This window comes from Domibacillus tundrae (assembly GCF_000970675.1).
Taxonomy (GTDB): Bacteria; Bacillota; Bacilli; order Bacillales; family Domibacillaceae; genus Domibacillus; species Domibacillus tundrae.
On sequence record NZ_LAJA01000010.1, the window covers coordinates 34980 to 49735 of the forward strand.

The window sequence follows — 14756 nt, forward strand, 5'->3', positions numbered from 1 at the left end:
GACGGCCGGACAGTTTGAAAAATTTCCTGAATGTATTGCTAAAAGAAAAGCGGGGATGTTTCAATTAACTTGAGACAACCCCGCTTTTTATGATTTTGGACTACATTATTTTTTCCGCGCTGCGGCTTCATCCCGAATTTCGCTGCGCATACCTTCAATACTTTCTTCACGGCGGGCATTTTTCGCTTTAATGGCCGCGCGTTCTTTCTCATTTGCAAAACCCATCGTTTCCTCGGCTGCTTCAATGTTTCCAATCGTGTTTTGTACCATATCTTTCAGCTTTTCAACGTTGTCAGAACGATCATCTGGTTTCGGGCGTTGATGTGACATGAAGAGATCCTCCTTTATCATTTTCAGGCAGTACAGCAATAGAATCCCCATTTAACAGCTGTTTATTCTAAATAAGGAGCGCTCCTTTTCACAGTCAATAGCAACGCCACAATAATAATGTGTGGATTTTTTTTGACAAAACAACAACAAAGACTTATTTAAGTTTCGTGGTGTATAATAGTTGTGTCGTATATAATGAAAAAGAGGAACGATATATGAAACGGAGGCACTTTCATGACGATCTATACAGGGTTTATAGGAACCTATACAAAGCAGGATGGAAAAGGAATTCATACGTTCGAGCTTGATACAGAAAAAGCCGAGCTTTCAAACGCAGCAGTTGCAGCGGAAGTAAACAATTCAACATACGTAACGATCAGTGAAAACGAGAAGTTTTTATACGCAGTAGAAAAAGGCGGAAAAGGCGGCGGACTTGCGGCGTTTTCAATCGATAACGGCCAGCTTCATAAGCTGAATGATGTGCTTGATAGTGAAGGGGTACCGTGTCACGTCACTCTTAATAAAAATGGAACGCGTGCCTTTACAGCCCAATATCATACTGGCACAGCGGAAATGTACAGCATTAACGCAGAAACGGGTAAATTGGTTGATTTGCTTGATGTGGCGACGCACGAAGGGACAGGCCCGAATCCGGATCGTCAGGAAAAAGCGCATACACACTTTTTTGGCACAACAAAAGATGAGCGTTACGTCATTGCAGTCGATCTTGGAACAGATGAAATTGTGACATATGAAGTAGCGGGAGAAGATTTATTGAAAAAAGCCGTTTTCAATGCAGAGCCTGGAGCTGGTCCCCGTCACATCGTCTTTCATCCAACTGAATGCGTCGCATACGTGATGACAGAATTAAGTAATGAAGTGCTGGTGCTGGCATTTAACGAACAGGATGGGACGTTTGAGCAGCTTGCTTCTTACAAAACGATCCCAGCTGATTTTACAAAAAACAGCCAAGGAAGTGCGATTCGTATTTCGTCTGATGGCCGCTTTGTTTATGCAGGCAATCGTGGACATAACAGCATTGCGGTATTTGAAACGCTTGAGGACGGTCGTGATGTTCGTTTAGTGGAAATTGTTTCGACAAAAGGCGATTGGCCGCGTGATTTTGATTTAGACCCGACAGAAATGTTTTTAATTGTCGCTCACGAAAAGACACACAATGTCGTTTTATTTAAACGTGGAGCGGAAACAGGCCGGCTAACTCCAGCGAATTCGGAAGTAACGGTACCAGAAGGTGTTTGTGTCACCTTTCTAAAAGGAAATTAAGTGAAAGAAGGCCTTTAAATTGGGTGCAATCGACAGCATCGTTCATACGTACGCCTCTTTTTTCGACTGGGATATGTGGATACGTGTTTTAACAGACCCGGTCAGCTGGGGGTTAATTGGTACCCTCGTTGTGCTAGAAGGCCTTTTATCGGCGGATAACGCGCTTGTATTAGCTGTGATGGTACGCCATTTGCCGGAAGAAAAACGAAAAAAGGCCTTATTTTACGGGCTTTTGGGTGCATATACGTTTCGTTTTATCGCAATCGGTCTTGGTGTTTGGCTGATGGAAATCCAATGGGTGAAAATTCTTGGCGCCCTTTATTTAGCATGGCTGTCTTTCAGCCATTTTAAAAAAGGCAGCGAAGAAGAACTGTCCGGCGACAGGAACAAAATGGGGTTTTTAGTGCGGATGTTTGGTCCGTTTTGGGGAACTGTCGCAGCGGTCGAATTGATGGATATTGCGTTTTCGGTCGATAGCGTTTTGGCGGCATTTGGCATCAGCAAAGAAGTGTGGATTTTGCTTCTTGGCGGGATGCTTGGTGTCCTCATGATGCGGACAGTAGCAGGTGTGTTTATTAAATTAATCGACCGGATTCCAGAGCTGGAAACGACTGCTTATGTTTTAATTGCGATTATATCGGCAAAAATGCTGTTGAGCGTTGTGCATATCGAAATAAGCCATACGATTTTCTTTATTATTTTGGCGATGGCGTTTATAGGGACGTTTATCGTTCATCTTATTCGACGAAACCTTGCCAATTAGTGGCAGGGTTTTTTTGAGAGAGTACAGCGGGAAAGGAAAAAACAATGAGCAGCCAAACATATCAAAGAGAACAAGAGCGTTCAAAGACCGGGCAGCTTTTTCTGCTGTTCAGTATTATTTTGCTGGCACTGAATATGCGGTCTCCGATCACCTCCGTCGGACCGCTCACAACCATTATCCGGGACGACTTACATATATCTAGTATAGCGGCAGGTGCTCTGACAACTATTCCGCTGCTGGCGTTTGCCATATTGTCGCCGTTTGCTTCTAAGCTGGCGCGAAAATTCGGCATGGAAGCAGTGCTGTTCAGTGCCCTGCTTCTTTTAACAGCCGGCCTGCTGCTGCGGCCATCCGGGAGCGCAGCCGGTTTGTTTTCAGGCACCGTTCTGCTTGGGATCGCTATTGCGCTTTGCAACGTCATTATGCCGGCACTTGTCAAACTGAATTTCGCTCATAAAATAGGGCTTATGACCGGTTTTTATGCAACGTCAATGAACTTGTCGGGAGCACTCGCTTCCGGTTTCAGCATTCCAATCGCTGCTTCAAGTAACCTTGGCTGGCGGGCAGCACTAGGCTTTTCGGTTATACTGGCGTGCGCCGCTATCCTGATCTGGCTCACGCAGTGGCGCTACATTCGACGACCATTAAAAGCCGGACAAAGCGTGTACAAAAAAACGTCACTGAAAGGCTCGGCCCTTGCCTGGAAAGTAACCGCATTTATGGGTATTCAGTCTCTTTTGTTTTATTCATTTGTTGCCTGGCTGCCTGATATTTTACAAGAACAGGGACTTGATGCGGAATCAGCAGGGTGGATGCTTTCCATTGTTCAATTTACGCAGCTGCCGTTTACATTTATCGTACCGATTCTTGCAGGTCGAATGAAAAATCAGCAGCCACTCGTTATTGTGGCAGCTTTGTTTATGATGATGGGCCTGAGCGGTATTTTATTCGAATGGACAGAATGGATTTTGGTTTGGGTAATGTTAATTGGCGCCGCAGGAGGTTGTGCATTTAGCCTGGCGATGATGTTTTTCAGTTTGCGGACAAGAAATTCCTTTGAAGCCGCTGATTTATCCGGAATGGCGCAATCTGCCGGCTATCTATTCGCGGCATTAGGTCCGGCTTTATTTGGCGCGCTTCATGACATGATGAATGGATGGACGGTCCCTCTTTTGCTTTTAATCGCAGCCGTCATGGGTCTTTTTATTGCGGGAATGGGAGCGGGGAAGGAGGGGTATGTGACAGAAAAGCCTTGATAAGAGGCTTTTCTATTTTAAAAAAATAAAAAAAGACCGTTGTAATTTTCAAAAGATTAGGATAGAATGAAAAAAACGAAGCGCTTACTTACAATACTCAACCTTCCGCAAAAGGTGTGGAAAAGTATTGCTTTAAATTAGATCGATCTAATTTTTTTACTTAAATTTTAGATCGATCTAAAAAATGCGGATTTTTGAAAGCGCTATCTTATTTTTGAAAAAACAAGGGGGTAGGAAAATGAAGAAATTAATAGTTTTGCTTGTGACAATGACAATGATGATTCTGGCAGCTTGTTCTGGTTCTGGTGAAAGTGAAAGCGGTGGCGCGGCTGAAGTAAAAACGATGAAAATGGCAGTTGCCACATCGAAAGACCGTTCTTTAACAAAAGGTCTTGATAAGTTTAAGGAAATTGTTGAAGAAGAAACGAATGGATCGATTAAAGTTGAAGTGTACCCGGACGGACAGCTTGGCGGTGACCGTGTTGTATTTGAAGGTTTGAAAATGAATTCTATTCAAGGAACGACAATGTCATCAGGTCCAATTGCTGGTTTTGTTAAAGAATTTGAAGTGCTGGATTTCCCATACTTGTTTAAAGATGAAGAAACAGCTTATAAAGTACTCGACGGCGAAATTGGAACAGACTTGTTAACAAAGCTCGATAGCCAAGGAATTGTTGGTTTAAACTATTGGGAAAACGGCTTTAGACAGTTAACAAATAATAAGCGTGAAGTAAAGTCAGTAGAAGACGTTAAAGGTTTGAAAATCAGAACGCTTGAAAGTGAACTTCATATTGATCTTTGGAAAACCTTAGGTGCAAATCCTTCTCCAATGCCATACACAGAATTATTTACAGGGCTTGAGCAGGGAGTCGTAGATGGTCAAGAAAATCCTGCAGGCAATATTACAACTGGAAATTTTTATGAAGTACAGGATTATGTAACAAAAACGGACCACATTTACAATGCGAGCGTTTTTATGATTAGCGACAAATTTATGAAGACATTATCTGATGAAGAAAAAGAAATCGTGACGAAAGCATCCGAAGAAGCAAGAGACTACCAGCGTGAACTGAACCAAAAAGAGAGCGAAGAAGCCTTTGCAATCCTTGAAGAAGAAGGAATGACAGTAACAGAGCTTTCTGAAGAAGCACGAAAAGGCTTTGAAGATAAAGCGAAGGAAGTTTATAGCAAGTACACATCAAAAGTTGGGGAAGAACTCGTTGATCAAATTATGAATGAAGTCAAATAAATAACGTAAAAGAAAGCTAAGGAATGTAAATGTCCCTTAGCTTTCTTTCTCAAAAAAGAATGATAATGAAACACTTTTATTTAAGTTTGCTTTAGCTGGAGAGGAGGAGAAGAAATGAATAAAATATCGAGATACTTAGAGAATTCGTTGAACATTGTTATGGCTGTCGCGTTAGCCATTATGGTCGTTCTTGTCTTTGGCAATGTTGTTCTCCGTTATTTGTTTAACTCGGGAATTACGTGGTCGGAAGAAATGTCACGGTATCTTTTTATTTGGCTGACATTTCTCGGAGCCATTGGCGCGTTTAAAAACAAGGATCATTTGGGTGTAGATATGCTGATTAAAAGGCTGCCTAACAAGATGAAAAAAGTGGTTCTCACAATTAGTGAACTGCTTATGTTATTTGTCCTTATCCTCATCCTCGATGGAAGCTGGAAGATGACAATGCTTAACTTAGGCAGTACAGCGCCGGCCACTGGTATGCCAATGGCCGTTGTATACGGTACAGGTATCATTGTAAGTCTTTCTATGGGCCTAATATGTATTTACAATTTATATCGAATCTTCTTTAACAAAATCACTGAAGAAGAGATGGTGAAAACTAGCGAATCGGAAGAGCTGATCGCATTGTATGATGAAGATGATCATCTGTTTAGAAAGGAGGAGAAGCAAGGATGACGATCGGTGTATTTGTTGGCTCCCTGCTTGGAGCTATGGCACTGGGCATGCCTATTGCGTTTGCTCTTCTCGTCAGCAGCGTTGTCTTAATGTATGTCCTTGGTATTTTCGACAGCCAGATCATTGCACAAAACTTAATCAGCGGAGCAGACAGCTTCCCGCTTTTGGCGATCCCGTTCTTTATGCTGGCTGGGGAGTTAATGAACCAGGGCGGATTATCACGGCGGATCGTTGAAATGGCAATGACGATGGTCGGTCATATTAGAGGAGGCCTTGGCTATGTAGCGATTATCGCAGCGTTGTTGTTTGCGAGTATTTCCGGTTCAGCTGTAGCGGATACAGCTGCTCTGGGTGCTGTCTTAATCCCTATGATGGCCAAAGCGGGTTACGACGTAAACCGAGCGAGCGGATTGATTGCAACCGGCGGGATCATTGCTCCAGTCCTTCCGCCGAGTATCGGCTTTATTATCTTTGGGGTAGCAAGTGGTGTGTCGATTACCAAGCTTTTTATGGCCGGAATCGTACCAGGTATATTGATGGCTGTTGGTCTGGCGATTACTTGGGCGGTTGTTGCCCGCAAGGATAATGTAGCTGTCCAGCCGCGCGCTTCTGTGAAAGAAATGCTTGTTTCTCTTCGTCAGGGTATCTGGGCCCTTTTCCTTCCAATCATTATTGTGGTTGGATTAAAATTCGGGATCTTTACGCCAACGGAAGCGGCAGTCGTGGCGGCTGTTTATGCATTATTTGTAGGAGTAGTCGTATACCGTGAACTAAAAATAAAAGATTTATACCATGTGTTTGTGCAATCAGCAAAAATGACCAGTGTCGTCATGTTCCTCGTCGCAGCTGCACTCGTTTCATCCTGGCTGATTACCGTGGCGAATCTGCCTGCTATGGTTATTGATATGCTGGGCCCGTTTTTGGATAAGCCACTCCTTTTACTGATCATGATTAACCTGCTGGTCATTGTTGTTGGAACGGCCATGGATATGACACCGACAATCCTGATTTTAACACCCGTTTTAATGCCGCTTGTTGAAGCCGCTGGCATTGATCCTGTTTACTTTGGTGTCCTGTTTATTTTGAATAATGCCATCGGGCTGCTTACTCCGCCGGTTGGAACGGTTTTAAATGTCATGTGTGGAGTCAGTAAAATCAGTATGGAAGACCTGATGAAAGGGATATGGCCTTTCCTGCTCGTTGAAGTCATCATCTTAATTTTGTTGATCTTATTCCCTTCACTGGTACTTGTGCCGCTTGAGTGGTTCTCACAATGATGCAGGATCTTCACCCGCTCTATGAGGGCGGGTGATTTTTATTTTGATGTGTAAGCGGTGTTCTATATAATAAAAATAAAAGTTAAGAGAAACGGGCAGGTGGGGATGATGAAAAAGAAAAGCGGACGTGTAACGCTGCAGCAAGTAGCAGACCATGCAGGTGTGTCAAGGGCAACAGCATCGTTAATTGTGCGGAACAGCCCGAGCATTTCAGAAGCGACGAAGAAAAAAGTGCAGGCATCGATGCAGGAGCTCGGCTATGTGTATGACCGGATAGCGGCTAATTTACGCTCGCAAAGCTCGTCTACGATTGGGGTTGTTGTCACAGACTTTGCCAATCCATACTACTCCGAATTTTTAACAGGCGTGCATCACCAGCTTGAAAAAGAAGGCTATACGGTCTTTCTTGCGACGACGTTTGATTCGGATGCCAAGCAGGACAAGCTGTTATCAACGATGCTCGAGCATCGGGTTGGCGGTGTGATCTTATGTCCGGTATCCGATAACTCACCGGCGACTGTTAAAAAAATACGCCAGTGGAATGTTCCGATCGTCACCGCTGTTCGCGAAATCCCAAATCTCCATTGCGATTACGTCGGCATTAACTACGAAAAAGGTGTTGAGATGGCGATTGACCATTTAATCGAAAATGGACATACACGAATCGCGTTTTTAGGTGGTCTTTCAGATTCATCCGCCTGGAAAAAGCGGTTTGAAGGCTATACAGCTGCTCATGGAAAAGCAGATCTGTCCATCGATGAGACATTGATCTTTCAAAGTCCGGTTACACGAGAAGGCGGCGCTCAGGCGCTTGATGCTAGTTTAAAACATGATAATCCGCCGACAGCAGTTTTCTGTTTTAATGATCTCGTTGCCTTTGGCGTAATGCAGCGGATGAGGGAATTGAACCTTCAGCCGGGCACTGATTTATCGGTTGTTGGATTTGATAACGTACTAGAAGCGGCAACTTTTTATCCATCCTTAACAACAGTTGAATCATTTCCAAAGCATATCGGTACAAATGCGGCAAACTTGCTTCATAAACGGATTAAAGATCAGGCGCGTGAAGAAGAACGGATCATACTAGAACCGGAATTGTTCGTGCGGACATCTTCCGGAAAAAAACCGAATCTATAAACAGAGAAGAGGACTGATTAAGTAAAACAGTCCTCTTCTTTTTGTGAAGAGATCAGGCGTTGGGATATCAAATGTCAATTATGAAAGAATTTACTTGACCGGGTTTTTAATACAGAATATACTTGATTTATAAATTGGACTGTCCAATAGCCCAACAGTCCAAAAAGGAGGCTTTTGAACATGAGCGATACGATGTTCAATGAACTGAGGACCACCCGTATATACGAAAAAATTGTGCTGCAAATCCGGCATTTAATTAAAGAGGGAAAATTAAAACCAAATGACCGGCTGCCGGCAGAGCGGGATTTAGCCAAAACACTCGGCTGCAGCCGCACATCACTTCGGGAAGCGTGCCGCGTGCTGGAATCGGAAGGACTGATCGTTTCAAAGCCAGGAGGCGGGCGGTTTATTCAAAAAGTAGACGAGCGCGTACCGGTGAATGTACATTTTAATCCGGTTGATGTATTGGAGAAGTCCGCTGTGATGCATTTTATCGAGGCGCGGGAAGCACTGGAACCGAGCATTGCTGCTTTTGCGAGTGAGCGGGCGGAAGAAAAAGATATTAAAAAAATGGAAGCAGCGTTAAAAGCAATGGAAGAAAAGCTGAAGAATCCAGACGAGAAAGTCGATGCAGACAGCAACTTTCATCTGGCACTGGCAGAAGCGACACAAAACTTTGTTTTTGTTTCATTGATGGAAACGAATTTAAGCATGTATCGACCGGTCAGGAAGCAGACATTACAGTCGGAAGAGCGGTATGAGCAGTCGCTTCAGGAACATCGCGCCATTTTAAACGCGGTGAAGCGAAAAGATACGCAGGCGGCTGTAGACGCGATGAACGTTCACTTGCACCATATACGTGAAAATGTGTTGAAAGAGAGGGATTAATATGGAACGGAAGAACTTTGGCCCGTTAACGGGTGTGCAAATTTTGGACATTTCGACAATGATCGCGGCTCCATTCGGGGCCACATTACTGGCGGATTTAGGGGCAGATGTCACAAAGGTGGAGCTGCCAAATAAGGGCGATACGCTCCGCACGGTAGGGCCTTGGAAGGACGGAGAAGCGCTTCGCTGGCCGGGTCTTGCCCGCAATAAAAAATCCGTTACGCTGAACATTCACTCGGAAGATGGGAAAGAACTTTTCCTGAAATTAATTCAAGATATTGACGTACTGATCGAAAACTTCCGACCAGGAACGCTGGAAAAATGGGGACTCGGATACGATGTTTTGAAAGCGGTTAACCCGAAATTAATTTTGATCCGTGTTTCTGGCTATGGACAAACAGGTCCTTACAGTGAAAAAGCAGGATTTGGCACACCGGGGACAGCCTTCAGCGGCCATACGTATTTGCAGGGTTATCCGGACCGTCCGCCTGTCAGCCCTTCCTACTCACTGCTTGACTACATTACCGGTATTTATGCAGCGTTCGCGGCTGTAAGTGCACTGTATCATCGTGATGTGAATGAAGACGGGGATGGCCAGGTTGTTGAAATGGGGTTGTATGAATCGATTTTCCGCATGCTTGAATTTTTAATTGCTGAGTACGATCAAAACGGCAAAGTACGCGGCAGAAGCCCGGGACTTGCGGGTCATTCAAGCCCGGCCGGCACGTATGAAACAAAAGATGGCAAGTATGTTGTCCTCGTTTGCAGCACCGATTCTACATTTAACCGGCTGGCTGAAGCAATGAACCGGACGGATATGCTCGAAGATGACCGTTATTATACAAATTCGGTCCGCTTGCAAAATGATTCAGATGTACAGGAAATTGTTATTGATTTTATTAAAGGGCTTACACAGCAGGAGCTGCAGGAAAAGCTGGATGCATTTGGTGTACCGGTCAGCCCGATTTTAAGCATTGAAGATATTTTCAACGATCCTCATTATGCGGCGCGCCAAAATATTGTTGAAGTGGAGCATCCGCGCCTCGGCAAAGTAAAAGTACCGGGGGTTGTGCCGAATTTCTCTGCTACACCGGGTGCGATCCGTTATCGGGCGCCGGAGCTTGGCGAGCATAATGAAGAGATTTTCAGCGGGAAATTAGGGTTGTCAGCCGAAAAAATGGCTGATTTAAAAGAGAAAGGGGTTATTTAACCAATGCATGATTTATTGTTGCCTCAAAAAGTTGTGATTTGTGAAGTAGCGCCACGTGACGGATTTCAGGCGGAGCATGACTGGATTCCAACTGATACGAAAGTGGAGATTATACGCAGGCTGGCTGATACAGGCGTCAAGTCAATGGAAATTACGTCTTTTGTGCATCCAAAAGCGATTCCACAGCTCAAAGACGCAGAAGAAGTGGTATCGCGCTCACAAGACTTAACCGGCATTGCCTTTCGCGCATTGGTGCCAAACGCAAAAGGCGCGCAGCGGGCCATTGATGTCGGGATTAAAAAGCTGAAACTTATGCTGTCTGCAACAGATTCACACAGCTTGTCGAATGCGAATGCAACCGTGGAAGAGGCGCAAAATGCATTGGAGCCGATTATTGAGCTGGCAGCAAAGCACAACGTAAAAGTCGGCGGTTCGATTTCTGTAGCATTTGGATGTCCCTATGAAGGCATTGTGCCAGTTGACCGCTTAGTGCCTGTATTAGATCGATATACTAAAATGGGTATAGATGAAGTATCGCTTGCAGATACGACGGGAATGGCCAATCCGCGACAAGTGTACAGCTATCTTGGTCAATTAAAGCAGCAATTTCCTGAAATGACGTTTTCGATGCATCTTCACAACACACGCGGCATGGCGTTTGCTAACGCAGTGGCGGCAATGCAGCAAGGTGTTATCCATTTTGACAGCTCTGTCGGGGGACTTGGCGGCTGTCCATATGCGCCGGGAGCTACAGGCAATATTGCCACAGAAGACCTTGTCCATGGATTCGAGGAAATGGGCATTAAAACGGGCATTGATCTGGACAAAATGATTGGAACAGCAAAAGACGTACAGCAGCTGCTCGGCAAAACCGATCAGAATAGCAGTTATATGCTGAAAGCCGGTCCATGTTCGACACTCAGTCCTAAGCCCGAGGGACAGGCAAAAATGGGTTAAAATCCGATCTGAAAAGGACTGTCTCAAACTAGGAGACAGTCCTTTTTTTATACGTTATTCGGTTCGTATAATTCCCATGCATATTTCAACGAGTCAACGATAAAGTCAGCCACTTCTTCCGCGGACCGGTGATTGATCGACAGCTTTGAATGGTTAATCGCATAAGCACTCTGCCGCTTATAAAACAGTTCTTCAATTTCAGAAATGTTTTTGCTTTGCAAAATAGGCCGGCTGTCAATTAAGAGATTAAGCCGCTCTTTCCATTCTTCCCAGGCGACATCAAGGTAAAACACGATGCAATGATCGAGGCACGCCTTCCGAATATCCGGGTTTAAAAAGGCTCCGCCGCCAATTGACAGGACTTTCAGCTTTTCCTGCGCCAGTGAACACGTTTTTTTCTGTTCGTAATCGCGAAAAAAAGGCTCGCCGTGCTGCTCAAAGATTTCCGGAATGGTCATGCCGAAATCTGTTTCAATTTCTTTATCCACATCAATAAAAGTTCGGTATAATTTCTTCGCCACCAGCTCACCGACTGTCGTTTTGCCGACACCCATAAAACCGATTAGCACAATTGTTTTCTGTCTCGCAGACGTCCGCACATTATTCAATCGAAACACTACTCTCTCTAATATGAATTACCTTTTAGTATAGTACAGCCGTGCAGTATCGTAAATATTTTTTGGAATTTTAAAAAAATAACCCGATGCTGTATGCAATTAAAATACTGGCGCCCATATAAAGCAAAGCGTATCGTACATTCCAGCGGACAATGTGAAACGGATTGACACGCATAAGTTCGGATAAAATAGATACGGATAAATTAAATGGGCTGTACATGACCGTTGCCAGGCTGCATGTAATGAGGACGATCGTCAATGATACAGAAGCCACTTCCGGCAGTACCGGCCGCAACAGCTCCCCAAGCAATGTAATCGAGACAAGAGGGTGAAACCCAGTCAGTGAGGTCACAAAAAAATACAAGCCGATCATAAAGTAAAACAGCAATGTCTGATCGGATACACTGCGAAACCCGTCCTGTAAAATGGACAGGGCACCGGACTCTGCGAGCATGCTGACAAATAAGCCTGCACTTAAAAACATAAAGAAATAATTGGACAATCCTGCTGTTCGTTCTTTCCAGTAGGGAATTGTTACGCGTATGTAACGTTTCTGCTTTTTAATGAGCAGCGCCCAAAAAAATGAAATCGGAATGATCACAATGACAACAGACAGCAAATAGCCTTTCTGGAAAAAGTGCTGGAAAACGGATGTTAATAAAATAAACAACAGCAGCATGCCGCCCATTTCCATCATCTTTCGTTTCACATTCGCCGCTGATTGCAACGCATCCGCAATGTGCAGCCCGAATTCCCGGTATTTAAAAAATGAAATAGTGTAGTCGATTGCGGCGAAAAGCAAGACGATCAAAAACATCGGCACGATCACTTCATAGTACGTTTTTCCAGTCATATCGAGTGAGGCACTGACCATGACCTCCATAGGACTCCAAGAAAGGCACAGTGCATACCCGCGTAAAAGACTCCCGGACAAAAACGAGTTCGCAGTTTCTTTTGGCAGCTTTTTCAACGTTTGCTGAAGCGAATTTTTTAAAAGCGGAATTGTCGCGATATTTAAAAACAGCCCAAGCATGTGTGAAACGATAAAACTGCGACGGTAAAGCTTATCCAGCGTCTGAATGTCACGTCGGAGCAAAACATTCAAGTTTGTATCGTAATGGCCGACGCGAATGATCGAATTTAAAAAAGGAAGCACGAGAAAAAGAGACATAACGCCAAGCATTGAATCGAAATATAAGAAAAAAGAATACCAGGGCAAATTTTGAACGAAAAAAAGACTGGCTCCAATAATAAAAAAAATAAGACCTGAATAAAAGTAGAGACCTTGGGATCTTAAAGAAGCGGTCAAGAGTGTCAAAAAGGCAACAGCTCCAACTATATAGTGAAGCAACGAAGCATTAATAAAAACCGACAGTATAAATAAGATAATTAATGCGGGATATAGAACTAAAACCATTTTTTCACCACTTTCTGGATCGATCCATTATTAATTAAACGTAGCAAAGTTTTTTAAAACCGTCCATGAAATATTTCGATCATCTAAATAGTTAACGGAAAAATGTAAAAAGTATTGCACGATGAAATAAATTCATGTAAGATGATGTTAACGCTTTCAATAAAGAAAGTCTTTTATTTTGATCGTTCATTAGATCGATCTACTAAAAGGCGGAATTTTAGATCGATCTAATAAATAAAAAGCAGGTGATCTGAATGTCAGAATTCAAAAAAGCAAAACCATTTATTAACGGAGAATGGCTGGAAGGAAACCGTGAAACGATCCAAATGAAAAGCCCGTACTCTGGTGAAGTGATCGGCAGCCAGGTAATTGCCACGATGGAGGATACGGAAAACGCGCTTCAAGCCGCTTTTAATACAAAAAAAGAAATTGCTTCGATTCCGGCTCATGAACGGGCGCGCATTTTGAAAAAAGCGTCTGTTTTGTTGGAAGAACGAAAAGAAGAATTTGCCCGCCTTATTTCAATGGAGCTTGGCAAGCCGCTGAAAAACACACTGGATGAAGTTGCCCGTTCAGTAGAAACCCTTGAATTATCGGGAGAAGAAGCAAAACGGCTGAACGGTCAAAGCATGCCGGGTGACGCGTCTGAACGAGGAACAAATGCCATTGCTGTCACATTCCGCGTTCCGGTTGGTGTGATTGCAGCGATTACACCATTTAACGCACCGCTGAACCTCGTCTGTCATAAAGTCGGACCGGCTTTTGCTGCGGGAAACAGCACCATTTTAAAGCCAGCTCCTCAGACGTCATTAATTGCAACCGCTTTATTGGAACTTTTGCTTGAAGCAGGATTTCCGAAAAACGCGGTCAACATGGTGCTCGGCGGTGTTGAAAGCGGCCAGGCCATCGTCAAGGATGAACGGGTCAACGTCATTTCGTTTACTGGCGGTATTGTTGCCAGCCGCAACATTTGCGCTATTGCAGGGATGAAAAAAGTATTGCTTGAGCTTGGCGGCAACGCGGCGACGATTGTTCACGAAGATGCCGATTTGGATCGGGCAGCTGCGATGTGTGCGAGAACGGGCTTCAGCAACTCCGGTCAAAGCTGCATTTCAGTGCAACGCATTTACGTGCATCAAAATGTCGTTCCGGAATTTAAAGAGAAATTGAAAACCGAAGTAGAAAAGCTGAAAGTCGGCGATCCGCTCGATCCGGCAACCGATGTTGGCACGCTAGTCGATGAAAAAGCAGCCGGCCGGATCATTGATTGGATCGATCTAGCTGTAAAAGAAGGGGCTGAAATTGTGACGGGCGGCAAACAAAACGGCGCCAACGTCATGCCGACCATTTTACTGAATCCGCCGAAATCAGCGAATGTCGTCTGTCAAGAAGTATTCGGACCGATCGTCAGCATCATTCCATATGAAACGTTTGAAGATGCGGTAGCGCAGGCAAATGATTCCGACTTTGGCCTGCAGGCGGGTATTTTCACGAATCAGCTTGACCTTGCCTACAAAGCGGCACACGAACTGGAAGTCGGCGGCGTGGTTATTAACGGTACATCTAATTTCCGTCTGGATCACTGGCCATATGGCGGCGTGAAAAACAGTGGCATCGGACGCGAGGGCCCGCGTTTTGCGATTGAAGACATGACCGAATCCAAAATGATCGTGCTTCAGCTTCCGGTGTGACA

At 44.4% G+C, this 14756-nt stretch carries 14 protein-coding genes; 11 read left to right on the forward strand and 3 right to left on the reverse strand.

The window, feature by feature from the left end:
- Nucleotides 1-105 precede the first annotated feature (105 nt).
- On the reverse strand, nucleotides 106-330 hold the full coding sequence (gene tlp, locus VQ00_RS10360; protein ID WP_046180064.1) for a small acid-soluble spore protein Tlp: 225 nt from the start codon (nucleotides 328-330) through the stop codon (nucleotides 106-108).
- A 234-nt stretch (nucleotides 331-564) separates the two neighbouring features.
- Between tlp and VQ00_RS10365 the strand changes: the two genes are divergently transcribed.
- The 10 genes from VQ00_RS10365 (at nucleotide 565) to VQ00_RS10410 (ending at nucleotide 11029) form a co-directional block, all read left to right on the forward strand.
- On the forward strand, nucleotides 565-1614 hold the full coding sequence (locus VQ00_RS10365) for a lactonase family protein (protein WP_046180065.1): 1050 nt from the start codon (nucleotides 565-567) through the stop codon (nucleotides 1612-1614).
- Between the two features lie 19 nt (nucleotides 1615-1633).
- The gene (locus tag VQ00_RS10370) at nucleotides 1634-2377 is read left to right on the forward strand and encodes a TerC family protein (protein ID WP_425388366.1); all 744 of its coding nucleotides are present in this window, start codon (nucleotides 1634-1636) and stop codon (nucleotides 2375-2377) included.
- Between the two features lie 44 nt (nucleotides 2378-2421).
- Entirely contained in the window at nucleotides 2422-3633 is a 1212-nt protein-coding gene (locus VQ00_RS10375) for a CynX/NimT family MFS transporter (protein ID WP_046180066.1), read from the forward strand.
- A gap of 238 nt (nucleotides 3634-3871) precedes the next feature.
- Nucleotides 3872-4882 carry a TRAP transporter substrate-binding protein gene (locus tag VQ00_RS10380; protein ID WP_046180067.1) on the forward strand — a complete coding sequence of 337 codons (1011 nt, stop codon included), beginning with the start codon at nucleotides 3872-3874 and terminating at the stop codon, nucleotides 4880-4882.
- Nucleotides 4883-4996: 114 nt separating this feature from the next.
- Nucleotides 4997-5560 (forward strand): TRAP transporter small permease, encoded by a 564-nt coding sequence (locus tag VQ00_RS10385; protein WP_046180068.1) that lies wholly within the window; start codon nucleotides 4997-4999, stop codon nucleotides 5558-5560.
- Nucleotides 5557-6837, forward strand: coding sequence for a TRAP transporter large permease subunit (locus VQ00_RS10390; RefSeq protein ID WP_046180069.1), 1281 nt, complete (start codon nucleotides 5557-5559; stop codon nucleotides 6835-6837). Before VQ00_RS10385 ends, VQ00_RS10390 begins: the two co-directional genes overlap by 4 nt.
- A gap of 105 nt (nucleotides 6838-6942) precedes the next feature.
- Entirely contained in the window at nucleotides 6943-7974 is a 1032-nt protein-coding gene (locus tag VQ00_RS10395) for a LacI family DNA-binding transcriptional regulator (protein ID WP_046180159.1), read from the forward strand.
- A gap of 180 nt (nucleotides 7975-8154) precedes the next feature.
- Nucleotides 8155-8862: a FadR/GntR family transcriptional regulator gene (locus VQ00_RS10400; protein WP_052728477.1), complete on the forward strand. Its 708-nt coding sequence runs from the start codon at nucleotides 8155-8157 to the stop codon at nucleotides 8860-8862.
- A gap of 1 nt (nucleotide 8863) precedes the next feature.
- Nucleotides 8864-10072: a CaiB/BaiF CoA transferase family protein gene (locus VQ00_RS10405; RefSeq protein WP_046180070.1), complete on the forward strand. Its 1209-nt coding sequence runs from the start codon at nucleotides 8864-8866 to the stop codon at nucleotides 10070-10072.
- Between the two features lie 3 nt (nucleotides 10073-10075).
- Nucleotides 10076-11029, forward strand: a complete 954-nt coding sequence (locus VQ00_RS10410) for a hydroxymethylglutaryl-CoA lyase (RefSeq protein WP_046180071.1) — start codon at nucleotides 10076-10078, stop codon at nucleotides 11027-11029.
- A 47-nt stretch (nucleotides 11030-11076) separates the two neighbouring features.
- Here VQ00_RS10410 and VQ00_RS10415 read toward each other — a convergent pair whose 3' ends face one another.
- Both VQ00_RS10415 and VQ00_RS10420 read right to left on the reverse strand, forming a co-directional pair.
- Nucleotides 11077-11583, reverse strand: a complete 507-nt coding sequence (locus tag VQ00_RS10415; protein WP_046180161.1) for a shikimate kinase — start codon at nucleotides 11581-11583, stop codon at nucleotides 11077-11079.
- 133 nt (nucleotides 11584-11716) lie between these two features.
- The gene (locus VQ00_RS10420; protein ID WP_046180072.1) at nucleotides 11717-13063 is read right to left on the reverse strand and encodes a hypothetical protein; all 1347 of its coding nucleotides are present in this window, start codon (nucleotides 13061-13063) and stop codon (nucleotides 11717-11719) included.
- 254 nt (nucleotides 13064-13317) lie between these two features.
- Here VQ00_RS10420 and VQ00_RS10425 point away from each other — a divergent pair, with 254 nt between their 5' ends.
- Complete coding sequence (locus VQ00_RS10425; RefSeq protein ID WP_046180073.1) at nucleotides 13318-14754, forward strand: aldehyde dehydrogenase family protein; 1437 nt, start codon at nucleotides 13318-13320, stop codon at nucleotides 14752-14754.
- Nucleotides 14755-14756: the final 2 nt, after the last annotated feature.